This window comes from Streptomyces sp. SLBN-8D4, from assembly GCF_049739545.1.
GTDB classification, from domain to species: Bacteria; Actinomycetota; Actinomycetes; order Streptomycetales; family Streptomycetaceae; genus Streptomyces; species Streptomyces canus_C.
Genome location: NZ_JBMGQC010000001.1, coordinates 3,735,798 through 3,758,431 on the forward strand (window position 1 = coordinate 3,735,798; position 22,634 = coordinate 3,758,431).

The following is a 22,634-nucleotide window of genomic DNA, read 5'->3' on the forward strand; positions in this document are numbered from 1 at the left end:
TATCGACCGGCCTCAACTGTACGGCAGGTGTGCGGTAGCTCACTCCCGGAGGAGGGGGCCGGTCGCACCCCGCTGCGGAGCCGCTGATGTCACGCCCCGCGCCCCCGAGGGGCTGGAGCTCACGCCGGTCGCAGGTGGACGATGTCTCCCGCGCCCACCGGTTCCTGCACGCCCTCCTCCGTCGCGATCACCAAGCGGCCGTCGCCGTCGACGGCCACCGCCTCGCCCACCAGCGAACGATCTCCCGGCAGCTCCGCCCGTACCCGTCTTCCCAGCGTCGCGCACCCAGCCGCATACGTCTCCTGGAGTCCGCTCACCGTCGGATCCCCCGCCGCCGCGCGCCAGCGCTCGTACCACTCCTCCAGGGAGCGCAGGACGGCCCGCAGCAGGGGGTCCCGGTCGGTGCTCACCGCTCCGGCCAGCGCCAGCGAGCCCGCGGTGGGGACGGGCAGCTCGTCCTCCCGCAGCGTGACGTTGATGCCCACGCCCACGACGACACCGTCCCCGGCGGCCCGCTCCGCGAGGATTCCGCCCGCCTTGCGTTCCTCGCCGCCCACGGTCACCAGGAGGTCGTTGGGCCACTTCAGGGCCGTGTCGACACCCGCCGCCCGCGACAGGCCCGTCGCCACCGCCACCCCCGTGAGCAGCGGCAGCCAGCCCCAGCGGGCGACCGGGACGTCAGCCGGGTTCAGCAGGACCGAGAAGAAGAGGCCGGAGCGGGCCGGAGCGGACCACTGGCGGTCCAGTCGGCCCCGCCCCGCCGTCTGCTCCTCGGCGACGAGGACCGCGCCCTCGGTCGCCTTGCCCGCGGCGGCGCGGGCGACCAGGTCGGAGTTGGTGGAGCCGGTGCCGGCCACCACCTCGATCCCCGACCAGAGCCCGCCCTCCCGCACCAGCCCGCGGCGCAGCGCGGCGGCGTTGAGGGGCGGCCGGTCGAGGTCCGACCAACGACTGTCGTCTCCTGAAACATCTCGCGGCGTCATGCAAGCCACCCTAGGTGTGTGAAACGCCGCACTGCTGATTCGTAGGGGCACCACTACTCTACGGATGAGTAACCGTCCCCCCTTTTGAGCAGGCAGGGAGCCGCGAGACCGATGTCCGAGCCGGAAGAGATCGACATCCACACCACCGCGGGCAAGCTCGCGGATCTCCAGCGTCGTATTGACGAGGCGACGCACGCCGGCTCCGCACGCGCCGTCGAGAAACAGCACGCCAAGGGCAAGCTGACGGCCCGCGAGCGCATCGAACTCCTCCTCGACGAGGGCTCCTTCGTCGAGCTGGACGAGTTCGCCCGGCACCGCTCCACCAACTTCGGCCTGGAGAAGAACCGTCCGTACGGCGACGGAGTCGTCACCGGGTACGGCACCGTCGACGGCCGCCCCGTCGCCGTGTTCTCCCAGGACTTCACCGTGTTCGGCGGTGCGCTGGGCGAGGTCTACGGCCAGAAGATCGTCAAGGTGATGGACTTCGCGCTGAAGACCGGCTGTCCGGTCATCGGCATCAACGACTCCGGCGGCGCACGCATCCAGGAGGGTGTGGCCTCGCTGGGCGCCTACGGCGAGATCTTCCGCCGCAACACCCACGCGAGCGGTGTCATCCCGCAGATCAGCCTGGTCGTCGGGCCGTGCGCCGGTGGAGCCGTGTACTCCCCGGCGATCACCGACTTCACGGTCATGGTCGACCAGACCTCCCACATGTTCATCACCGGGCCCGACGTCATCAAGACGGTCACCGGCGAGGACGTCGGCTTCGAGGAGCTGGGCGGCGCCCGCACCCACAACGCGGTGTCCGGCGTGGCCCATCACATGGCCGGGGACGAGAAGGACGCCGTCGAGTACGTCAAGCAGCTGCTGTCGTACCTGCCCTCCAACAACCTGTCCGAGCCGCCGGTCTACCCGGAGGAGGCGGACCTCGCGATCACCGACGAGGACCGCGAGCTGGACACGCTGGTCCCGGACAGCGCGAACCAGCCGTACGACATGCACACGGTGATCGAGCACATCCTGGACGACGCCGAGTTCTTCGAGACGCAGCCGCTGTACGCGCCGAACATCCTCACCGGGTACGGCCGGGTCGAGGGCCACCCGGTCGGCATCGTCGCCAACCAGCCGATGCAGTTCGCCGGCTGCCTCGACATCACCGCGTCCGAGAAGGCGGCCCGCTTCGTCCGCACCTGCGACGCCTTCAACATCCCGGTCATCACCTTCGTGGACGTCCCCGGCTTCCTCCCGGGCGTCGACCAGGAGCACGACGGCATCATCCGCCGCGGCGCCAAGCTGATCTACGCCTACGCCGAGGCCACGGTCCCCCTGATCACGGTGATCACCCGCAAGGCCTTCGGCGGCGCCTACGACGTCATGGGCTCCAAGCACCTCGGCGCGGACATCAACCTCGCCTGGCCCACCGCCCAGATCGCCGTCATGGGCGCCCAGGGCGCGGTCAACATCCTGCACCGCCGCACGATCGCGGAGGCCGAGGCCGCCGGAGACCTGGAGGCGACCCGGGCGCGGCTGATCCAGGAGTACGAGGACGCCCTCCTCAACCCCTACATCGCGGCCGAGCGCGGTTACATCGACTCCGTGATCATGCCGTCGGACACCCGCCGCCACGTGGTCAGGGGCCTGCGACAGCTGCGCACCAAGCGCGAGTCCCTGCCTCCGAAGAAGCACGGCAACATCCCCCTCTAGCCCTGCCGGGAGCCGTCATGAACATCAAGGTCGTACGCGGAAACCCCACCCCGGAGGAGCTTGCCGCCGCCCTGGCGGTGGTCCGGGCCCGCGCCGCGGCGGCGACGAACACGCCGTCCGGCGCGGAGGAGACCAAGGCCGCGTGGTCCGACCCGTCCCGCATCGCGGGCCGCCGCCTGCCCCAGCCGGGGCCGACGGCCTGGTCCCGCACGTACTGGCCGGCCTAGAGGACGGCTGACAGCGCCTCGGCCATCACCTCGTACCCGAGATCGTTCGGGTGCAGGTGATCGCCGAAGTCGTACGACGGATGCAGCCGGTCCGGATCCTGCGGACCGGCCAGCTCCCGCGCGAGGTCCACCACCGCGTCGTACTCGCCGGAGCAGCGCACCCACTCGTTCACCTCGTGCGAGACCTTCGCCGCGTGCTCACCCCAGTGGTCCGAGCCGCCGAACGGCAGCAAGGTGCACCCGATCACCCGCAGCCCCCGCGCCTGCCGTATCAACTCCCGGTGCCCGACGATGAGTTCGGCCGCCTCCACCACCGGCGCGGGCTTGTACGTCGGCTGTTGGTCGGTCTCGCTGAAGCCGATGTCGTTGAGCCCCAGCAGCACGACGACCGTGTCCACGCCGGCCAGGCCCAGCACATCCCGCCGGAACCGGCCCACCCCCTTCTCCCCGTACCACGCGGAGTCGTTGAGCAGCAGGTTCCCCCCGATCCCGGCGTTGAGCACGGGCCGACCGGTGAGCCGGGCCAGCGCGTCGGACCACCGCCGGTCCGCCCCCACCGTGGAACCGAACCCGTCCGTGACGGAGTCCCCGAACAGCGCGATCCCGTCCGTGCGCCCCGCGTCCGTCTCGACGGCGGCCAGGAAGTACCAGGACTCGCTCACCGTGTCGAACCCGTCCCCACCCGTGTCACCGAGCAGATCCCCCTCTCCCCGGTAGCCGGCGGTGAATGCCTGCGCGTGGAAGGTCGCGGGCCCGGTCGCCGCGTCGAAGTACAGCGTGACCGTCACCGACTCCCCGGCCGCCACGGCGAGTTCGACCGGCTCGCTCAGCAGGGAACCCCGGGCGGGGATCTCGAGCGGGAGCGTGAGCCTGCGCAGCGATCCGGGCTCCACGGCCGCCCCCGCGGCCGTACGGCCGACTGTCGCACCCGCGAGACGGACCGGCGAGGTGCCGTAGGCGTGGGACAGCCGGATCCGTACCCGCTCCCCTCCCGCCGAGAGCCGGACGACCTGGCGCACGGACTGCCGCCAGAAGCCCTCGCGGGACCAGTTGGGGGTGAAGCCTTCGGCGGGGAGCTGAGGCGAGGCGGACCAAGCGGTGGTGAACACGACACGTACCCCTCTTCACGGACTCATGGGCTCACAAACTCAGACCACTAATGGAACCACAGTACCGTTTGAAGAAGTTGAGTACGCGTACTCAGGCGCCCTCCGTGAAATCGCCGCACGCTGGAAACCATGCTGTGGTCCGACCCTGACAACGAACCGCCGAAGGAACTGCGCGACATGCAGGACATGCTTCGGCGACTGAGCATCTTCCTGGCCCTGGCCATGGTGCTCGCGATGATCGTGATCGGGCTGCGCTGATCGGACTACGCTGACCGCATGACCGAACAGCCGCGCCGCCGACTCGTGCTCGCCTCCCAGTCCCCCGCCCGGCTGGGCCTGCTGCGACAGGCCGGCCTCACTCCCGAGGTACTCGTGAGCGGGGTCGACGAGGACGCCGTCACCGCCCCCACCCCCGCCGAACTGGCGCTCGCCCTCGCCGAGGCGAAGGCCTCCGTCGTGGCCGCGAAGCCCGAGGTCAAGGGTGCGCTGGTGATCGGCTGCGACTCGGTGCTCGACCTGGACGGCGAGGCCCTGGGCAAACCGGCCGACGCCGAGGAGGCGACGGCCCGTTGGAAGGCCATGCGCGGGCGCGCGGGCACCCTGCAGACCGGCCACTGCGTCTACGACACGACGAGCGGCCGGTACGTCTCGGCGGTCGCCTCCACCGTCGTCCGCTTCGGCGAGCCGACCGACGACGAGATCGCCGCGTACGTCGCCTCCGGCGAACCCCTCCACGTCGCGGGGGCGTTCACCCTGGACGGCCTTTCGGCCCCCTTCATCGAGGGCATCGACGGCGACCACGGCAACGTGATCGGCCTCAGCCTGCCCCTCCTGCGCCGCCTGCTGGCCAACCTGCACATCGGCATCACGGAGCTGTGGGCGCCGGCGGAGGCGTGAGCGACGAGCCACCCACTCCCCGGGGCCTCCGGCTCCCTCGGGCACCGCTCTCAACACGCGGACGCGACCGCCGACGGAGGCATGAGCGGCGAGCCACCGACTCCCCCCGGGGCCCCCTCCGACCAAGCGGCACCCTCGGCCACCACGTTCACGGCCAGGACGCGACCGACCTCAACCTCCCCAGCCCGGGCATCCACACCAGGGAGTTGCGGGCACCGACGGAGGCGCGAGCGGGGAACCGTCGCCCTCCCGGGGAGTCGGTGACGCGCCGCCTGCCGGCCGACCCGCACATCAGCGTCACGGAGCCGTGACCGCCGACGGAGGCATGAGCGGCGAGCCGCGGACCTTCTCCCGGCACTCTCGGCCACCGCGCTCAGGACCCGGATGGGACCGACCTCAACCCGCACTCCCGAACAGTCCGGGCGTCTGCATCACGGAGTGGTGGGCGCCGCCGGAGGCGTGAGCGGCGAACCGCCGACCTCCTCGGGGCCGTTCGGACCCTTCGCGTCCTGCGGCCCCGCAGCGACCGGGCCTCGCCGTTCGTCGTAGGTCACCAGTACGAGCACGATCAGGGCGAGCATCACGACCATGAAGAGGAACTGGTGCCAGCCGATCAGGGCCCAGGCGACCGCGCCCAGTACTCCGTGCACCACGGCGGCGCTGATCAGCAGGACTCGGCCCAGCCCGGCGGGCTGTCGGTCGCGTATCGCCACCAGCAGGGCGACCAACGCGCACAGCGCGAAGTAGAGACCGAAGACGACCCCGCCGATCTTCGAGGACATCGACATCGCGTCCGGGTCCAACCCGGCCAACGACATGTTCTGCGCGTCGACAAGCTCACCCATGATCCAGTTGAGCATCGCCACGCCGAGCGCCTCGGCGAAGAGCACGACCGCCACGAGCCACGCCACCGGCCTGCGTATCACCGGGCCCCACCCACTTTCGAGCCATGCTGTTGTTACCCGAAGTACCTTCAGTACAGCGCGAACGCTACTAACGGGTAAACCGCGGGACAAGGGTTCGGCCGCGGGCAAAGAATCATTGGGCCATTCGTAGGGACTCCACAAAGAATCGGAGTGGTCCGCAGCACGCTCTCACAGAGACCTTGGCCACAGAGGAGGGCTAGGGTTTCCGGGAGGAGTCCTGCGTACCGCGGTGCGACAAGGGATTTCGCGGGTCGTGCAAGCTCGCATCACGCTCCGTGTGGGGAAGGTCACCACAGGGGACGGGTCGAAGAGCCGTGTCGGCAGTCCCTAAACTCGGCTTGTTTCAAGGAGGGAGCCTCAATCGTGCGCAAGGTGCTCATCGCCAACCGTGGCGAAATCGCTGTCCGCGTTGCCCGGGCCTGCCGGGATGCCGGTATCGCGAGCGTGGCCGTGTACGCCGACCCGGACCGGGACGCTCTGCATGTCCGCGCCGCGGATGAGGCGTTCGCTCTGGGCGGTGACACCCCGGCCACCAGTTACCTGGACATCGAGAAGGTCCTGGGCGCCGCGCGTGAGTCGGGCGCGGACGCCATCCATCCCGGGTACGGCTTCCTCTCCGAGAACGCCGAGTTCGCGCAGGCGGTCCTGGACGCGGGCCTGATCTGGATCGGCCCGCCCCCGCAGGCCATCCGCGACCTGGGTGACAAGGTCGCCGCCCGGCACATCGCCCAGCGCGCCGGCGCCCCCCTGGTGGCGGGCACCGCCGACCCGGTCTCCGGCGCCGACGAGGTCGTGGCGTTCGCCGAGGAACACGGCCTGCCCATCGCCATCAAGGCCGCCTTCGGCGGCGGCGGCCGCGGCCTGAAGGTCGCCCGCACGCTCGAAGAGGTCCCCGAGCTGTACGACTCCGCGGTGCGCGAGGCGGTGGCCGCCTTCGGCCGCGGCGAGTGCTTCGTCGAGCGCTACCTGGACCGCCCCCGGCACGTGGAGACCCAGTGCCTGGCCGACAAGCACGGCAACGTGGTCGTCGTCTCCACCCGTGACTGCTCCCTCCAGCGCCGCCACCAGAAGCTGGTCGAGGAGGCCCCCGCGCCCTTCCTCTCCGACGAGCAGGTCGCCGAGCTGTACCGGGCTTCCAAGGCGATCCTGAAGGAAGCCTCCTACGAGGGCGCCGGCACCTGCGAGTTCCTCGTCGGCCAGGACGGCACCATCTCCTTCCTGGAGGTCAACACCCGCCTCCAGGTCGAGCACCCGGTCACCGAGGAGGTCGCCGGCATCGACCTGGTGCGCGAGATGTTCCGCATCGCCGACGGCGAGGAGCTGGGTTACGGCGATCCCGAACTGCGCGGCCACTCCTTCGAGTTCCGCATCAACGGCGAGGACCCGGGCCGTAACTTCCTGCCCGCCCCCGGCACCGTCACCAAGTTCGAGGCGCCCTCCGGCCCCGGCATCCGCCTGGACGCGGGCGTCGAGGCCGGCTCGGTCATCGGCCCGGCCTGGGACTCCCTGCTGGCCAAGCTGATCGTCACCGGCGCCACCCGCGAGCAGGCCCTCCAGCGTGCCGCCCGTGCCCTGGACGAGTTCCAGGTCGAGGGCATGGCCACCGCCATCCCCTTCCACCGCGCGGTCGTCAGGGACCCGGCGTTCGCCCCCGAACTGACCGGCTCCAGCGCCCCGTTCACGGTCCACACCCGCTGGATCGAGACCGAGTTCGTCAACGAGATCAAGCCCTTCGCGGCCCCGACCGACACCGAGGCCGAGGACGACGCGGACCGCGAGACGATCGTCGTCGAGGTGGGTGGCAAGCGCCTGGAGGTCTCCCTCCCGTCCTCCCTCGGCATGTCCCTGGCCCGTACCGGCCTCGCCGCCGGTGCCAAGCCCAAGCGCCGCGCGGCCAAGAAGTCCGGCCCCGCGGCCTCCGGCGACACCCTCGCCTCCCCGATGCAGGGCACGATCGTCAAGATCGCCGTCGAGGAGGGCCAGGAGGTGAAGGAGGGCGACCTGATCGTCGTCCTCGAAGCCATGAAGATGGAGCAGCCTCTCAACGCGCACAGGTCCGGCACCATCAAGGGGCTGGCCGCGGAGGTCGGCGCATCGATCACCTCGGGCGCGGCGATCTGCGAGATCAAGGACTGACCGCACCTCGTACGCCCTTTGCCCTTACGGCATCCCGAGGCGCCCCGCGGACCGGAGCAGTCGGTCCGCGGGGCGCCTCGTTCTTCCCGTCCCCCGAGACGGTGGTCCTACGCGGTCCGCGCCCAGCCCATGCCGTGGCGCACGAGCGCGCGACCGGCCCAGGCGAAGGCGACGGCCGCCATGGCGAACGACAGCGCGGTCAGGGGCGCGATGCCGATCACGTAGCCGACGACGTTGAGCGGCATGGACAGGATCAGCAGCCAGGCGGCCCAGGCCGGCACCGCTCGACCGCGCAGCAGGGCGACACCCAGCAGGATCGCGCCGAGGACGTGGGCGGCGACGAAGTAGAGGATCGGGCCGTTCACCACGGCGAGTGCGTTGACCCTGTCGGCCACCCGCACCAGGGAGTCCTGGCTCACGCCCTTGGCGAAGCCCCCGAGCGCGACGACGTCGCGGTTCGGGGTGGTGTCGATCGCGATCAGCCCGGTGCCGAAGAGGACCGCGCCCCACAGTCCCAGCCGGGCCGAGTGGGACACGGCGAGCAGCGCCACGCCGACCAGGCCCGGCGGGAACAGCACGGTGCCCACCGTCCACAGCCACACGGACAGTTCCGTGGCTCCTTGGTGCGCGGCGATGTCCCGGGCGATCTCCTTGCTGGAGGCGTCCGTGTCGTACGGCGCCACGAGGCCCGCCGGACACGACGCGCGTCCGCCCCGCTGATCTCCATGCCACTCTCCCGGCGCCGCTCTCGCCAGAGATTTCCCTTTGAGGACTTGGCGCCCCCTTGGGAAGAACCTACGGCTTCCCGCCATTACGGGAAGCGTCCCGGACGGATTACCGGGGTTGGGCGGAGGGCCGACGGGGGCGCGCGAAAAAGCGAGGTGAGCTGGGGCGCCGGGGGTGGCGGCGCATCCTGGGCGCACCGCGGGTCGCGGCCTCGTTGGTGATCGCGGTCTGGCCGCAGAAGATGCGCTGCTCGACGGCGAGCCGGGCGAGGAGGGCGTAGTCGGACGTGCCGACCTCCGCGCGGTAGCGCTCGGCCGGCCATGACCTCGGCATCGGGCCCCACGCCCCGCGGAGCGACCACGACTGTCCCGCCTCCCCCGACTCCGCCCATCCCCATCCCCGTGCCGAGCCGCCCGGAGGCATCGTCGTCGTCCCCGTCGAACGGGGCTCAGCGGCGACGCAGATCGGCCACCCGGGCCCGCTCCGCACCCTGGCCGGGGTCGCCCAGGGCCGTGGCCGTGCGGAGACCAGGTCCCGCCGACGGGAGCTGGCCGCGGCGGGGGCCCGGCACCGGCACGTCCCGGCGCTGTTGCTGCCGCGCCGGGACCTGATCACCCCCCGGCGCTCCCGACGCGCCGGCCACGGCGATCTGCACCCCCTGGTCGGCGAGCGCCTGCAGTTCCGTACCGGCCCGGTCGTCGTGGGCCGGGGGCTCGTCGGTGACCAGGTGGGTGATGAGGTCCGTGGGCACGGTCTGGAACATGGTGTCGGTGCCGAGCTTGGTGTGGTCGGCGAGGACCACGACCTCCGCGGCGGCCTGCACCAGCGCCCGGTCCACGGACGCCGACAGCATGTTGGACGTGGACAGACCGCGCTCGGCGGTGAGCCCGCTCCCGGAGAGGAAGGCCCGCGAGACCCTGAGTCCCTGGAGCGACTGTTCCGCCCCCGATCCCACCAGGGCGTAGTTGGAACCGCGCAGGGTGCCGCCGGTCATCACGACCTCCACCCGGTTGGCATGGGCGAGTGCCTGGGCCACCAGCAGGGAATTGGTCACGACGGTCAGCCCGGGAACCCGGGCGAGCCGGCGTGCCAACTCCTGTGTGGTGGTACCCGCCCCCACCACAATGGCCTCGCCTTCTTCGACGAGACCCGCGGCGAGATCGGCGATGGCCGTCTTCTCGGCGGTCGCGAGATGCGATTTCTGCGGAAAGCCGGACTCCCGCGTGAACCCGCCCGGCAATACCGCACCGCCATGCCGGCGGTCGAGGAGTCCTTCTGCCTCCAGTGCGCGCACGTCCCGCCGTACGGTCACTTCGGAGGTCTGGACGACGCGGGCGAGCTCACGGAGCGACACGGCCCCATTGGCTCGCACCATTTCGAGGATCAATTGGCGACGTTCTGCAGCGAACACGAAACTGACAGTAACCCCAACGACCGTCTGGTTTCAGCAGTATGCGCCGAATTACCGAAGTTGTTCGCACAGTAGGACGGGGAGTGGTATAGGGCCTAATCTCCCCGCCTATGCCGCACGAATGGTCGACGACTCCCTGTGACCAGGCAGGAATCGCTTTCGGCCGTCAGGCTCCGCCGGTCTCCTTGCGCGTGTGCAACTGCCGCGCGACCTCGGCGATCGAGCCCGACAGGGAGGGGTAAACGGTGAACGCGTTCGCGATCTGTTCGACCGTCAGATTGTTGTCGACCGCGATCGAGATGGGATGGATCAGTTCCGAGGCGCGGGGCGCCACGACGACACCGCCGACGACGATCCCGGTGCCGGGGCGGCAGAAGATCTTGACGAAGCCGTCGCGGATGCCCTGCATCTTGGCGCGCGGATTCCTGAGCAACGGCAGCTTCACGACCCGGGCGTCGATCTTCCCGCCGTCCACGTCGGACTGCGAGTAGCCCACGGTGGCGATCTCGGGGTCGGTGAAGACGTTGGAGGAGACCGTCTTCAGGTTCAGCGGCGCCACCGCGTCCCCGAGGAAGTGGTACATGGCGATACGCCCCTGCATGGCGGCGACGGAGGCGAGCGCGAACACCCCGGTCACGTCACCGGCGGCATAGACGCCAGGAGCCGTCGTCCGGGACACCTTGTCGGTCCAGATGTGCCCGGACTCGCGCAGCTTGACGCCCGCTTCCTCCAGCCCCATCCCGGCGCTGTTGGGGATGGCGCCGACGGCCATCAGACAGTGCGACCCGGTGATGACCCGCCCGTCCGCCAGCGTGACCTCCACCCGGTCCCCGACCCGCTTGGCGGACTGGGCACGGGAGCGCGCCATGACGTTCATGCCCCGGCGCCGGAAGACGTCCTCCAGCACGGCAGCCGCGTCCGGGTCCTCCCCGGGCAGCACCCGGTCCCGGGACGAGACGAGCGTCACCTTGGACCCGAGCGCCTGGTAGGCACCGGCGAACTCGGCACCGGTGACACCGGAGCCGACCACGATGAGCTCTTCGGGCAGCTCGGTGAGGTCGTAGACCTGGGTCCAGTTGAGGATGCGCTCACCGTCGGGCTGGGCGTCGGCAAGCTCACGGGGATGCCCGCCCGTGGCGATCAGCACGGCGTCCGCGACGAGCGTCTCCTCGCTCCCGTCGGCGGCCCGCACGACGACCTTCCGCGACCCGTCGAGCGCCTGCATGCCTTCGAGCCGGCCACGCCCCCGCAGCACCCGGGCACCGGCACGCGTCACAGAGGCGGTGATGTCATGCGACTGAGCAAGGGCCAGCCGCTTCACACGCCGGTTGACCTTGCCCAGGTCCACGCCCACCACCCGGGCGGCCTGCTCCAGAGGTGGAGTGTCATCGGCGACGATGATCCCCAACTCCTCGTACGACGAATCGAAGGTCGTCATGACCTCGGCCGTAGCGATAAGAGTCTTCGACGGCACGCAGTCGGTCAGCACCGACGCTCCGCCCAGACCGTCGCAGTCGACGACGGTCACCTCCGCGCCGAGCTGGGCGGCCACCAGGGCCGCCTCGTATCCGCCGGGTCCGCCACCGATGATCACGATCCGAGTCACGTACTCCATTGTCCCGCACGACCGGGGGTGCCACGGCCTGGGGGGCACCCCGAGACGCCACTGTTACGGGAGAGACACCGGGGAAGGCTGCCGTACCCTCGACGCATGTCGCTCTACGCCGCTTACGCCGGCAACCTCGACGCGCGGCTGATGACCCGCCGCGCCCCGCACTCGCCGATGCGCGCCACGGGGTGGCTGAACGGCTGGCGGCTGACCTTCGGCGGTGAGCACATGGGCTGGGAAGGCGCCCTGGCGACGATCGTCGAGGACCCCCTCTGCCAGGTCTTCGTCGCGCTCTACGAGATCGCCCCCGCCGACGACGAGTCGATGGACCGCTGGGAAGGCGTCGGCCTGGACATCTACCGGCGCACGCGCATGCGCGTCCACACCCTGGAGGGCGAGGAGCACGCCTGGACGTACGTCCTGAACGGCTACGAGGGCGGTCTGCCCTCCGCCCGCTACCTGGGAGAGATCGCGGACGCGGCGGAGTCCGCGGGCGCACCCCACGACTACGTCATGGAACTCCGCAAACGCCCCTGCTGAGCCGTCCGCACACGTCATCCGTGACCCGGTTGGCCGGAAACGACAACACAACGATCGCCATCCCGTCAGCTCTGGCATCTACGCGCGTAGGCCCGGACCGGCTACCCTCATCCGCGTGAACGCATCTCTTCTTCCGGACGACATCCAGGGCGACCCCCACGCCGCCGCCGACGCCGCCGCCGCGCGCCTGCGCGAACTGACCGGCGCCGAGACCCATGACGTCGCCCTCGTGATGGGCTCCGGCTGGGCACCGGCCGTGGATGCCCTCGGCGCCCCCGACGCCGAGTTCCAGGTCACCGAGCTGCCCGGTTTCCCGCCGCCGGCGGTGGAGGGACACGGCGGCAAGATCCGCTCGTACGGGATCGGTGCGAAGCGGGCCCTGGTCTTCCTCGGCCGCACGCACTACTACGAGGGCCGCGGTGTCGCGGCCGTGGCCCACGGCGTGCGCACCGCGGTCGCGGCCGGCTGCAAGACGATCGTCCTCACCAACGGCTGCGGCGGCCTCCGCGAGGGCATGCGCCCCGGCCAGCCGGTCCTGATCAGCGACCACATCAACCTCACGGCGACCTCCCCGATCATCGGCGCGAACTTCGTCGACCTGACCGACCTCTACTCCCCCCGCCTGCGCGCCCTGTGCAAGGAGATCGACCCCACCCTGGAGGAGGGCGTCTACGCCCAGTTCCCCGGCCCGCACTACGAGACCCCGGCCGAGATCCGCATGGCCCGCGTCATCGGCGCGGACCTGGTGGGCATGTCGACGGTCCTCGAAGCGATCGCCGCGCGCGAGGCGGGTGCGGAGATCCTGGGCATCTCCCTGGTGACGAACCTCGCCGCGGGCATGACGGGCGAGCCGCTGAACCACGAGGAGGTCCTCCAGGCGGGCCGTGACAGCGCGACCCGGATGGGTTCGCTGCTGGCGCAGGTGCTCGGCCGGATCTGAGAGGACGCGGCGTCGGGGGGTGCCGGGGTCGGTTGTCGGGCGGGTGCGGGTGAGTTGTGGCTGGTCGCGCAGTTCCCCGCGCCCCTGAGGAGTTGCAGCCGACCTGCGCCACGACGGACCGCAAGCCCTCGCGTACGCCACGATGGGCCGTTGGCCGCGTACGGCGGGCAGGGGACGGGGTGGGGGGTGTCCGCCCGCAGCGGCCGGCGTCCGTTACCGAGCCCTGTTAAAGCAGCCGAGCCGCCGGACCGAGGACGGATACCCCCCACCCCGGCCCCGACCCACCCACCAAACCGCACGCGCTACACAAGCCCCCACCGGACCCGCAGCTGCGCCGCAGGCATCCAGGGGCGCGGGACCGTGTCCATACGCGGCTCCGCCGCGTGGGCGCAAAACGCCCGCCCCCACCGAACCCGCACAAGACACCGCCCAACCGCCGGAGGCAACCGTGCAAGACGATCTCATCGCCCGGGCCAGGACCTGGCTCGCCGAGGACCCCGACCCGGACACCCGCGACGAGCTCGCCAAGCTCATCGAGGCCGGAGACGTCACCGAACTCACCGCCCGCTTCGCCGGCACCCTCCAGTTCGGCACCGCCGGCCTCCGCGGCGAACTCGGCGCAGGACCGATGCGCATGAACCGCGCGGTCGTCATCCGAGCCGCCGCCGGCCTCGCCGCGTACCTCAAGAAGAACGGCAGCACCGACGGCCTCGTGGTCATCGGCTACGACGCCCGCCACAAGTCCGAGGACTTCGCGCGCGACACCGCGGCCGTGATGACCGGCGCGGGCCTCAACGCGGCGGTCCTCCCCCGCCCCCTCCCCACCCCCGTCCTCGCGTACGCGATAAGGCACCTCGGCGCGGTGGCCGGCGTGGAGGTCACCGCCAGCCACAACCCGCCCCGCGACAACGGCTACAAGGTCTACCTGGGCGACGGCTCCCAGATCGTCCCGCCCGCCGACGCGGAGATCGCCGCCGAGATCGCCGCCGTCCGCTCCCTCCACGACGTCCCCCGCCCCGACACCGGCTGGGAGACCCTCGACGACAGCGTCCTGGACGCCTACCTCGCCCGCACGGACGCCGTACTCGCCGAGAACTCCCCCCGCACGGCCCGCACGGTCTACACGGCGATGCACGGAGTCGGCAAGGACACCCTCCTCGCCGCCTTCGCCCGCGCCGGCTTCCCCGCCCCCGAACTCGTCGCAGAACAGGCGGAGCCCGACCCCGACTTCCCGACCGTCGCCTTCCCCAACCCGGAGGAGCCCGGCGCGATGGACCTGGCCTTCGCGAAGGCCGGGGAGACGGACCCGGACCTGATCATCGCGAACGACCCCGACGCGGACCGCTGTGCGGTGGCCGTCAAGGAAGCCGGCGGCTGGCGCATGCTGCGGGGCGACGAGGTGGGCGCCCTCCTCGCCGCCCACCTGGTGACCCGCGGAGTGCGCGGCACCTTCGCCGAGTCGATCGTCTCCTCCTCCCTCCTCGGCCGGATCGCCGAGAAGGCGGGCCTGCCCTACGAGGAGACCCTCACCGGCTTCAAGTGGATCGCCCGCGTGGAGGGCCTGCGCTACGGCTACGAGGAGGCCCTCGGCTACTGCGTGGACCCCGAGGGCGTACGGGACAAGGACGGCATCACCGCGGCCCTCCTCATCACGGAGCTCGCCTCCGAGCTGAAGGAACAGAACCGCACGCTCCCCGACCTCCTCGACGACCTCGCCGTGACCCACGGCCTGCACGCCACGGACCAGCTCTCGGTGCGCGTGGAGGACCTGTCGGTCATCGCCCGGGCGATGGAGCAGCTCCGCGAGCACCCGCCGACCGAGCTCGCGGGCCTGGCCATCACGAAGGCCGAGGACCTCACGCGCGGCACGGACAAGCTCCCGCCCACCGACGGCCTGCGCTACACGCTGGACGGCGCGCGGGTCATCGTCCGCCCGAGCGGCACCGAGCCCAAGCTGAAGTGCTACCTGGAAGTGGTCGTCCCGGTGGCCACCCACGCCGACCTCCCGGCGGCCCGCGCCAGGGCGACGGACCTGCTGACCGCCATCAAGCGGGACCTGTCGGCGGCAGCCGGCATCTGACGCCCGGCAGCCGAGCCCACCGGCCGCGACCGGCACCGGAACCGGAACCGTTCAGCAACGACCCCAGGCAGCTGAGCCGAGGGGCGGCCCCGCCCGGGCCGCCCCTCTCCGTCCAAGCCCGCCGTAACCGAGATTCACCCGGGCCCCACATCACGGCACCCACGACAACGACGGCACCCCGTAAAGCCCTGTAAGCCCTGTAAGCCCTGTAAGCCCTGTAAGCCCTGTAAGCCCTGTAAGCCCTGTAAGCCCTGTAAGCCCTGTAAGCCCTGTAAGCCCTGTAAGCCCGGAAAGCGTTACCCCACCGCCACCAGGATCGCCAGAAGCACCGCGCCCGCCACCGCCGGCCCCATGATCTCGTACGCCCACCGCACGGAAACCTCGCCCTGAGAGGTCTTCGCCTTCCCCCGGGCCTCCAGGATCTCGCGCAGTTCGTCCATGATCTTGTCGGTCTCGGCCCGGGTGGGCCCCTCCGGGACGGACGTATGGCCGCCGAAGCCGTCCGCCTCCATGCCGCCGCCGAACAGGCCGAGGCCCCTGCCGGAGCGGCGGGCGTCGGACGGCCGGGCCGCCTGCCGGGCCGTCTGCCGCGCCGCCTTCTTGCGGCCGCGCAGGGAGACCGGGATCGCCCACAGCTGGTACTTGGTGCCGGACTCGACGAACACCTCGTTCGAGTAGCCCGAGCGGAACATCTCGACCTGTCCCCACGGCACCACGATCACGCGGAAGGGATTGCGGACGCGCAGCCGGTCGTCGTTCGCGAAGACGGCCGGGCGCAGGGTGAAGGCGATCACCAGCGGTACGACGAGGATCAGGAGGGCGAGCGCGAGCCACGGTGTGCGGCCGGTACCGGAGACGACGGCGTCGATGCCGAGCCAGCCGATGATGACGAGGAGGAGGAAACCGCCGATCAGCGCCATGGGCGAGCGGTAGGTGCGGTCCCTGGACTCGGGGGGTGCGGTCGTCATGAGGCCGATCCTAAGCTCCGTCCGGCTTAGCGCCCGTGCGCGGGTGCCCTCGGAACCCGTTCTCCGGGGTGTACAGCCGCTACGCGCGTAGATATGCTCGTCTGGTGACCATGCCCACCACTGCATCAGCCGCACACCCGCTCACGGACGTGACCGCGTCCGACAGCAGTCTGCGCCGGTTCCTTCACGGGCTCCCCGGCGTGGACGCGGTCGGCCTGGAGGCGCGTGCCGCCTCGCTCGGTACGCGTTCCATCAAGACGACCGCGAAGGCGTACGCCATCGACCTCGCCATCTCGATGGTCGACCTGACGACGCTGGAAGGCGCGGACACCCCGGGCAAGGTCCGGGCGCTCGGCGCCAAGGCGGTCCGCCCCGACCCGACCGACCGGACCACCCCCGCCGCGGCCGCGGTCTGCGTCTATCCCGACATGGTGGCCGTCGCCAAGGAGGCCGTCGCCGGTTCCGGCGTGAAGGTCGCCTCGGTCGCCACCGCCTTCCCGGCCGGCCGCGCCGCCCTCGACGTGAAGCTGGCCGATGTGCGCGACGCCGTGGCCGCCGGTGCCGACGAGGTCGACATGGTCATCGACCGCGGGGCGTTCCTCGCGGGCCACTACCTGAAGGTGTACGACGAGATCGTCGCCGTGCGCGAGGTCTGCGGTACGGCCGCCCGCCTCAAGGTCATCTTCGAGACCGGCGAGCTGTCGACGTACGACAACATCCGCCGGGCGAGCTGGCTCGGCATGCTGGCGGGCGCGGACTTCATCAAGACGTCCACCGGCAAGGTCGCGGTCAACGCCACTCCCGCGAACACCCTGCTGATGCTGGAGGCGGTGCGCGACTTCCGCGCCCAGACCGGCGTGCAGGTGGGCGTGAAGCCGGCGGGCGGTATCAGGACGACCAAGGACGCGGTCAAATTTCTCGTACTGGTCAACGAGACCGTCGGCGAGGACTGGCTGGACAACCACTGGTTCCGCTTCGGCGCCTCCTCGCTCCTGAACGACCTGCTGATGCAGCGTCAGAAGCTGGCCACCGGCCGCTACTCCGGCCCCGACTACGTGACGGTGGACTGATCACCATGACACCTGCATCCGCATCCGCATCCGCATTCGAGTACGCCCCGGCACCCGAATCCCGCTCGGTCGTCGACATCGCCCCCTCCTACGGCCTGTTCATCGACGGCGAGTTCGTGGAGGCCGCCGACGGCAAGGTCTTCAAGACCGTCTCCCCGTCGACCGAGGAGGTCCTGTCCGAGATCGCCCAGGCGGGCGAGGCGGACGTCGACCGCGCGGTGGGGGCCGCCCGCAAGGCCTTCGAGAAGTGGTCGGCGCTGCCCGGCTCGGAGCGCGCCAAGTACCTGTTCCGCATCGCCCGGATCATCCAGGAGCGCAGCCGCGAGCTCGCCGTCCTGGAGACCCTGGACAACGGCAAGCCCATCAAGGAGACCCGCGACGCCGACCTCCCCCTGGTCGCCGCGCACTTCTTCTACTACGCGGGCTGGGCCGACAAGCTGGAGCACGCCGGATTCGGCGCGAGCCCGAAGCCCCTCGGCGTGGCCGGCCAGGTCATCCCGTGGAACTTCCCGCTCCTGATGCTGGCGTGGAAGATCGCCCCGGCGCTGGCGACCGGCAACACGGTCGTTCTCAAGCCCGCCGAGACGACCCCCCTGTCCGCCCTGTTCTTCGCGGACGTCTGCCGCCAGGCCGGCCTGCCCAAGGGTGTCGTCAACATCCTCCCGGGCTACGGCGCCACGGGGGCCGCGCTCGTCGCGCACCCGGACGTCAACAAGGTGGCCTTCACCGGCTCGACGGCCGTCGGCAAGGAGATCGCGCGCACGGTCGCGGGCACCCGCAAGAAGCTCACCCTCGAACTGGGCGGCAAGGGCGCCAACATCGTCTTCGACGACGCCCCGATCGACCAGGCCGTCGAGGGGATCGTCAACGGCATCTTCTTCAACCAGGGCCAGGTCTGCTGCGCGGGCTCCCGGCTGCTGGTCCAGGAGTCGATCCAGGACGAGCTGCTCGACTCGCTCAAGCGCCGCCTGTCCACCCTGCGGCTCGGCGACCCGCTGGACAAGAACACCGACATCGGCGCGATCAACTCCGCCGAACAGCTCTCGCGGATCACCTCGCTCGTCGAGAAGGGCGCGGCCGAAGGCGCCGAGCCCTGGTCCCCGGAGTGCGAACTCCCGTCCTCCGGCTACTGGTTCGCCCCGACGCTCTTCACGAACGTCACCCAGGCGCACACCATCGCCAGGGACGAGATCTTCGGGCCGGTGCTGTCGGTCCTGACCTTCCGTACGCCCGACGAGGCGGTCGCCAAGGCGAACAACACGCAGTACGGCCTGTCGGCGGGCATCTGGACCGAGAAGGGCTCGCGCATCCTGGCTGTCGCGGGCAAGCTCCGGGCCGGGGTCGTCTGGTCCAACACGTTCAACAAGTTCGACCCGACCTCGCCGTTCGGCGGATACAAGGAGTCGGGGTTCGGCCGCGAGGGCGGCCGCCACGGCCTGGAGGCGTACCTCGATGTCTGACCGCTTGAATGTGCTGAAGACCTACAAGCTGTACGTCGGCGGGAAGTTCCCGCGTTCCGAGAGCGGCCGGGTGTACGAGGTGACGGACTCGAAGGGCAAGTGGCTGGCGAACGCACCGCAGTCGAGCCGCAAGGACGCCCGTGACGCGGTCGTGGCCGCGCGCAAGGCGTTCGGCGGCTGGGCGGGCGCGACGGCGTACAACCGCGGCCAGGTCCTCTACCGGGTCGCGGAGATGCTGGAGGGCCGCAGGGCGCAGTTCGTCCACGAGGTGGCCGACGCCGAGGGCCTGTCGAAGTCCAGGGCTGCCGAGCAGGTCGAGGCAACGATCGACCGCTGGGTCTGGTACGCGGGCTGGACCGACAAGATCGCCCAGGTGGTCGGTGGCGGCAACCCGGTGGCGGGCCCGTACTTCAACCTGTCCTCGCCGGAACCGACGGGCGTGGTCGCGGTCCTGGCCCCGCAGGAGTCGTCGTTCCTGGGCCTGGTCTCGGTGCTGGCCCCGGTGATCGCGACGGGCAACACGGCGGTCGTAATCGCTTCGGAGAGGTCTCCCCTGCCCGCCCTCTCCCTGGGCGAGGTCCTGGCCACCTCCGACGTCCCCGGGGGCGTGGTCAACGTCCTCTCGGGCCGTACGGCGGAGATCGCAACCCCCCTCGCCTCCCACCAGGACGTCAACGCGATCGATCTGGCGGGCGCGGACGAGGTCCTCGCGAAGGAGCTGGAGATCGCGGCGGCGGACAACCTGAAGCGGGTCCTGCGTCCGCAGCCTGTGGACGACTGGACGGCGACTCCGGGCATCGACCGTCTGACGGCCTTCCTGGAGACGAAGACGGTCTGGCACCCGACGGGGTCACTGGGAGCGTCCGGCTCCGCGTACTGACAACGGGGCCTCGTTCGTGATGACTCGCGCCTCTCCCTCCGTCGGGAGAGGCGCAAGCCGTCGCCCATAAGCATGAATCAATTGCACACTAGGTTCATTTTGTGTGAGCATGTGCACCATGGTTGAGATCGCCATCAGCGCCGCCCGTTCCCAGCTCGGCGACCTGGTCCGCCGCGCCGCCCACGGCCGCGAGACCATCGCCCTCACCGACCACGGCCACGTGGCCGCGCTTCTCGTGTCGCCGCAAGTGATAGAGGACTTCGAAGACGCCCTCGCGCTGGCCGACTACCAGCGCCGCAAAGCGGAGGGGACGCTTGAGCCGGGCATCCCCATGGACGAGGTGCGTCGGCGACTGGGGTTCGAGAAGAAGTGACCTACGAGATCGTCTTCGAGCCGCGGGCCCTGGACGCGGGAGCGCGGTTCCTCAAGGAGGATCCGGGCGGCCTGGCCATGGTCCTCGACGCCATTGACGAACTGGCCCACAATCCGCGCCCGGCGACGTCGGTGCCGTACGGATCACAGCATGTCCGCCGCCTGCACGTGGGCGACTACCGAGTCTTGTACGTCATCGACGACGACGTGATCCACATCCTGGTCACCCACCTCGGCCGCACCCCCTGATCCCACCGAGAGCCGCGCCCCCCATCCGCCCTTGGGGCGCGGCCCTCTGCCGTGTCAGTGGCTCAGCAGTCCGGTCACCGGCCCCACCACCGGCATGCTCCCGATCGACTGCGCCTGCGCGACCGGACCGGTCAGCGCCTGCGAGGTCAGCGGCTTGAAGTCCGCCACCTGGGTCCCCAGCCCGTTGTCCAGAGGGTCCACGCCCGTGCCCGCCAGCGGGTTCGGCTTGAGGCCGGCGACCGGACCGGTGACGTAGCCGACCGTGCCGGTGAGGGAGCCAAGTCCGGCCTGGGGGTCGATGTTGCCGAGCGAGGTGGGCCGGGTGTGCAGCACGTCGACAACCGGCTCGGTGTCCGCGGCGGCCGCCCCGGCGCCTGCGCCGAGTGCGACACCCGCGGTCGCGAGGGCGGTGAGCGTGCGCTGGACGGTCGGGTTCGCGTGTCGGGCCATCGTTTCTGCCACCTTTTCCGTGCACTGGGTAAGCATGTCGACACGAAGGGTAGTTGAGGTGTGACGCACGCTTCAAAGCCAACCCGCGGGGTCGATGAACAGCGGGTGAATGCCTCACACTGGTGTCCCGTGAGTTCCCAACCGCCCATACCGACGCGAGTCGTGCTGCTCTGCGGCCCCTCCGGCTCCGGCAAGTCCCTTCTCTCGGCCCGTTCCGGTCTTCCGGTCCTCAGGCTCGACGACTTCTACAAGGAGGGCGACGACCCGACACTGCCGCTGGTGGCGGGGAGCTCCGACATCGACTGGGACCACCCCGGGTCGTGGGACGCGGACACCGCGGTGGCGGCGATCGTCGACCTGTGCCGCACGGGCCGTACGAAGATCCCGGTCTACGACATCTCGCTGAGCGCCCGCACCGGCGAGGAGGCGGTCGAGATGGGCCGGACCCCGCTGTTCATCGCGGAGGGCATCTTCGCCGCCGAGATCGTCACCCGCTGCCGGGAGCTCGGTGTGCTGGCCGACGCGCTGTGCCTGAGCCGGGGCCCGGTGCGCACGTTCCGCCGCCGGTTCCTGCGGGATCTGCGCGAGGGCCGCAAGTCCGTGCCCTTCCTGCTGCGCCGCGGCTGGCGGCTGATGCGCCGGGAGCGCTCGATCATCGCCCGCCAGACCGCGCTGGGCGCCCACCGCTGCGGCAAGGACGAGGCCCTCGGCCGCCTGGCCGCCGCGGCAGCGGGCCGCCGCCCGGCGGCCACCTCGACGGCCTGAGTCACCGCTGAGCACACAGCAAAGCGGGACTGGACGGACCCCCCGGCCCTCCAGTCCCGCTTCTCGGTGCTTCCCCAGGTCCCCGTTGGTCCCCCGTGACCCCCGTTGATCCCCCCACGGGTACCGGCCCCCCAGCCGGTACCCCTGGCCCCCGTACCTTGCGTCCCCCCAACCCTCAGGCCACGAGCTCCCCGAAGGCGTTCTCCTCGTCACGGCCGAAGCTGAGGACCTCGTCCTCGCGCAGGCGGCGCAGGGACCGCCAGATGCTGGACTTCACCGTGCCGACACTGATGTCGAGGATCTCCGCGATCTCCGGGTCCGTGCGGCCCTCGTAGTAACGAAGGACCAGCATCGTGCGCTGGAGTTCGGGAAGCCGGGCGAGCGCCTGCCACAGGACCGCGCGCAGCTCGGTGCCGCGCATCGCGTCCGTGTCGCCGGGCGTCTCCGGCAGTTCCTCGGTCGGGTATTCGTTCAGCTTGCGGCGGCGCCACGCGCTGATGTGCAGGTTCGTCATGGTGCGGCGGAGGTAGCCCCCGACCGCGGCCTTGTCACTGATCCGGTCCCACGCCCGGTACGTCGAGAACAGCGCGCTCTGGAGCAGGTCCTCGGCCTCGAAGCGGTCACCGGTCAGGTGGTAGGCGGTGGCGTACAGGGAGGCGCGGCGCTCCTGGACGTAGGCGGTGAACTCCGCCTCCGACAGCGAACGACGCTCCCCCGAGCCCTCCCCGTACGACGATCCCCCGTGCGTTTCCCCCGTGATGGTGTCAACCACCGACATGTACCCGGTGTGCTGACGCCCGGTGCCGCGAGCGCACCCCCGCCCGCTCACGGCACCGGACTTCTCGGAACCCCGGCCCCCGTTCACGTCGTGCAGGCGCGTGACCACTGCGCTGGTGATGTTGCTGTGCAGCGTGCTCATCTCGCGCCCCCCGTCGTGGACTTCCGGTGTTTCGGTCTGCCGGGCGGTGCTGCCTTGCCCGTGCCGAGAAGCTTGCCCTCGCACCTTCATGACGGTGTCCGCCGACTGTCACAGACCTGTCACAGGGGTCCGTCTCAGGAATTGCACAGCGCACCCACGGACGGGTGCCGTACGGACTGCGTGTCCCCACAGGTCGTACCGCACCCCCTCCAT

Annotated in this window: 24 protein-coding genes; 14 read left to right on the top strand and 10 right to left on the bottom strand. The window is 70.7% G+C overall.

All coding sequences use genetic code 11. From position 1 onward, the window contains the following. Window positions 1-119: 119 nt before the first annotated feature. Window positions 120-983, bottom strand: coding sequence for a biotin--[acetyl-CoA-carboxylase] ligase (locus RKD20_RS16575; protein WP_424878404.1), 864 nt, complete (start codon window positions 981-983; stop codon window positions 120-122). Window positions 984-1,094: 111 nt separating this feature from the next. On the opposite strand from RKD20_RS16575, the gene RKD20_RS16580 reads away from it, so the two are divergent. Together RKD20_RS16580 and RKD20_RS16585 are read left to right on the top strand one after the other, a co-directional pair. Beyond that, a complete protein-coding gene (locus RKD20_RS16580) occupies window positions 1,095-2,687 on the top strand; it encodes an acyl-CoA carboxylase subunit beta (RefSeq protein ID WP_020118500.1) in 1,593 nt (530 codons plus the stop codon). A 17-nt stretch (window positions 2,688-2,704) separates the two neighbouring features. Further along, window positions 2,705-2,914 carry an acyl-CoA carboxylase epsilon subunit gene (locus tag RKD20_RS16585; protein ID WP_424878405.1) on the top strand — a complete coding sequence of 70 codons (210 nt, stop codon included), beginning with the start codon at window positions 2,705-2,707 and terminating at the stop codon, window positions 2,912-2,914. Here the strand turns inward: RKD20_RS16585 and RKD20_RS16590 are convergent. Next, window positions 2,911-4,023, bottom strand: a complete 1,113-nt coding sequence (locus RKD20_RS16590; RefSeq protein ID WP_424878406.1) for an SGNH/GDSL hydrolase family protein — start codon at window positions 4,021-4,023, stop codon at window positions 2,911-2,913. The genes RKD20_RS16585 and RKD20_RS16590 overlap by 4 nt on opposite strands. A 129-nt stretch (window positions 4,024-4,152) precedes the next feature. Here RKD20_RS16590 and mmpB point away from each other — a divergent pair, with 129 nt between their 5' ends. Both mmpB and RKD20_RS16600 read left to right on the top strand, forming a co-directional pair. Further along, window positions 4,153-4,281: a morphogenic membrane protein MmpB gene (gene mmpB / locus RKD20_RS16595; RefSeq protein WP_007384323.1), complete on the top strand. Its 129-nt coding sequence runs from the start codon at window positions 4,153-4,155 to the stop codon at window positions 4,279-4,281. Window positions 4,282-4,299: 18 nt separating this feature from the next. Next, window positions 4,300-4,920, top strand: a complete 621-nt coding sequence (locus RKD20_RS16600) for a nucleoside triphosphate pyrophosphatase (protein WP_424878407.1) — start codon at window positions 4,300-4,302, stop codon at window positions 4,918-4,920. 431 nt (window positions 4,921-5,351) lie between these two features. Here RKD20_RS16600 and RKD20_RS16605 read toward each other — a convergent pair whose 3' ends face one another. Continuing rightward, on the bottom strand, window positions 5,352-5,846 hold the full coding sequence (locus RKD20_RS16605) for a hypothetical protein (protein ID WP_424878408.1): 495 nt from the start codon (window positions 5,844-5,846) through the stop codon (window positions 5,352-5,354). A 363-nt stretch (window positions 5,847-6,209) separates the two neighbouring features. Between RKD20_RS16605 and RKD20_RS16610 the strand changes: the two genes are divergently transcribed. After that, on the top strand, window positions 6,210-7,982 hold the full coding sequence (locus RKD20_RS16610) for an acetyl/propionyl/methylcrotonyl-CoA carboxylase subunit alpha (protein WP_424878409.1): 1,773 nt from the start codon (window positions 6,210-6,212) through the stop codon (window positions 7,980-7,982). Between the two features lie 107 nt (window positions 7,983-8,089). Here the strand turns inward: RKD20_RS16610 and RKD20_RS16615 are convergent, their stop codons facing one another. From RKD20_RS16615 to RKD20_RS16630, 4 genes are all read right to left on the bottom strand, one after another. Beyond that, window positions 8,090-8,665, bottom strand: a complete 576-nt coding sequence (locus tag RKD20_RS16615) for a hypothetical protein (protein ID WP_424878410.1) — start codon at window positions 8,663-8,665, stop codon at window positions 8,090-8,092. A gap of 151 nt (window positions 8,666-8,816) precedes the next feature. After that, window positions 8,817-9,041, bottom strand: coding sequence for a hypothetical protein (locus tag RKD20_RS16620; RefSeq protein WP_424878411.1), 225 nt, complete (start codon window positions 9,039-9,041; stop codon window positions 8,817-8,819). Window positions 9,042-9,156: 115 nt separating this feature from the next. Further along, window positions 9,157-10,119 (bottom strand): DeoR/GlpR family DNA-binding transcription regulator, encoded by a 963-nt coding sequence (locus tag RKD20_RS16625; protein ID WP_424878412.1) that lies wholly within the window; start codon window positions 10,117-10,119, stop codon window positions 9,157-9,159. A gap of 166 nt (window positions 10,120-10,285) precedes the next feature. Beyond that, window positions 10,286-11,734, bottom strand: a complete 1,449-nt coding sequence (locus RKD20_RS16630) for an NAD(P)H-quinone dehydrogenase (RefSeq protein ID WP_020118509.1) — start codon at window positions 11,732-11,734, stop codon at window positions 10,286-10,288. Between the two features lie 96 nt (window positions 11,735-11,830). On the opposite strand from RKD20_RS16630, the gene RKD20_RS16635 reads away from it, so the two are divergent. From RKD20_RS16635 to RKD20_RS16645, 3 genes are all read left to right on the top strand, one after another. Beyond that, window positions 11,831-12,268 (top strand): gamma-glutamylcyclotransferase, encoded by a 438-nt coding sequence (locus tag RKD20_RS16635; protein WP_020118510.1) that lies wholly within the window; start codon window positions 11,831-11,833, stop codon window positions 12,266-12,268. Window positions 12,269-12,383: 115 nt separating this feature from the next. Continuing rightward, window positions 12,384-13,208 (top strand): purine-nucleoside phosphorylase, encoded by an 825-nt coding sequence (locus RKD20_RS16640; protein ID WP_424878413.1) that lies wholly within the window; start codon window positions 12,384-12,386, stop codon window positions 13,206-13,208. 448 nt (window positions 13,209-13,656) lie between these two features. Then, window positions 13,657-15,288, top strand: coding sequence for a phospho-sugar mutase (locus RKD20_RS16645; RefSeq protein WP_424878414.1), 1,632 nt, complete (start codon window positions 13,657-13,659; stop codon window positions 15,286-15,288). A 296-nt stretch (window positions 15,289-15,584) separates the two neighbouring features. Here RKD20_RS16645 and RKD20_RS16650 read toward each other — a convergent pair whose 3' ends face one another. Further along, window positions 15,585-16,256 (bottom strand): PH domain-containing protein, encoded by a 672-nt coding sequence (locus RKD20_RS16650; protein ID WP_424878415.1) that lies wholly within the window; start codon window positions 16,254-16,256, stop codon window positions 15,585-15,587. A 110-nt stretch (window positions 16,257-16,366) separates the two neighbouring features. On the opposite strand from RKD20_RS16650, the gene deoC reads away from it, so the two are divergent. The 5 genes from deoC to RKD20_RS16675 all read left to right on the top strand — a co-directional run bounded on the left by deoC (window position 16,367) and on the right by RKD20_RS16675 (window position 20,287). Continuing rightward, the gene (gene deoC / locus RKD20_RS16655) at window positions 16,367-17,326 is read left to right on the top strand and encodes a deoxyribose-phosphate aldolase (protein ID WP_424883235.1); all 960 of its coding nucleotides are present in this window, start codon (window positions 16,367-16,369) and stop codon (window positions 17,324-17,326) included. Window positions 17,327-17,331: 5 nt separating this feature from the next. Further along, window positions 17,332-18,786 (top strand): aldehyde dehydrogenase family protein, encoded by a 1,455-nt coding sequence (locus RKD20_RS16660; protein WP_424878416.1) that lies wholly within the window; start codon window positions 17,332-17,334, stop codon window positions 18,784-18,786. Beyond that, a complete protein-coding gene (locus RKD20_RS16665; protein ID WP_424878417.1) occupies window positions 18,779-19,666 on the top strand; it encodes an aldehyde dehydrogenase family protein in 888 nt (295 codons plus the stop codon). The genes RKD20_RS16660 and RKD20_RS16665 overlap by 8 nt, the downstream gene beginning before the upstream one ends. A 118-nt stretch (window positions 19,667-19,784) precedes the next feature. Beyond that, window positions 19,785-20,039: a type II toxin-antitoxin system Phd/YefM family antitoxin gene (locus RKD20_RS16670; protein WP_424878418.1), complete on the top strand. Its 255-nt coding sequence runs from the start codon at window positions 19,785-19,787 to the stop codon at window positions 20,037-20,039. Continuing rightward, the gene (locus RKD20_RS16675; protein ID WP_424878419.1) at window positions 20,036-20,287 is read left to right on the top strand and encodes a type II toxin-antitoxin system RelE family toxin; all 252 of its coding nucleotides are present in this window, start codon (window positions 20,036-20,038) and stop codon (window positions 20,285-20,287) included. Before RKD20_RS16670 ends, RKD20_RS16675 begins: the two co-directional genes overlap by 4 nt. Window positions 20,288-20,341: 54 nt before the next feature. Here the strand turns inward: RKD20_RS16675 and RKD20_RS16680 are convergent, their stop codons facing one another. Further along, window positions 20,342-20,737, bottom strand: a complete 396-nt coding sequence (locus RKD20_RS16680; RefSeq protein ID WP_424878420.1) for a hypothetical protein — start codon at window positions 20,735-20,737, stop codon at window positions 20,342-20,344. Window positions 20,738-20,797: 60 nt separating this feature from the next. Between RKD20_RS16680 and RKD20_RS16685 the strand changes: the two genes are divergently transcribed. Further along, complete coding sequence (locus RKD20_RS16685; RefSeq protein WP_424878421.1) at window positions 20,798-21,502, top strand: uridine kinase; 705 nt, start codon at window positions 20,798-20,800, stop codon at window positions 21,500-21,502. 175 nt (window positions 21,503-21,677) lie between these two features. Here RKD20_RS16685 and RKD20_RS16690 read toward each other — a convergent pair whose 3' ends face one another. Continuing rightward, on the bottom strand, window positions 21,678-22,421 hold the full coding sequence (locus RKD20_RS16690; protein ID WP_391178207.1) for a SigE family RNA polymerase sigma factor: 744 nt from the start codon (window positions 22,419-22,421) through the stop codon (window positions 21,678-21,680). Window positions 22,422-22,634 lie beyond the last annotated feature (213 nt).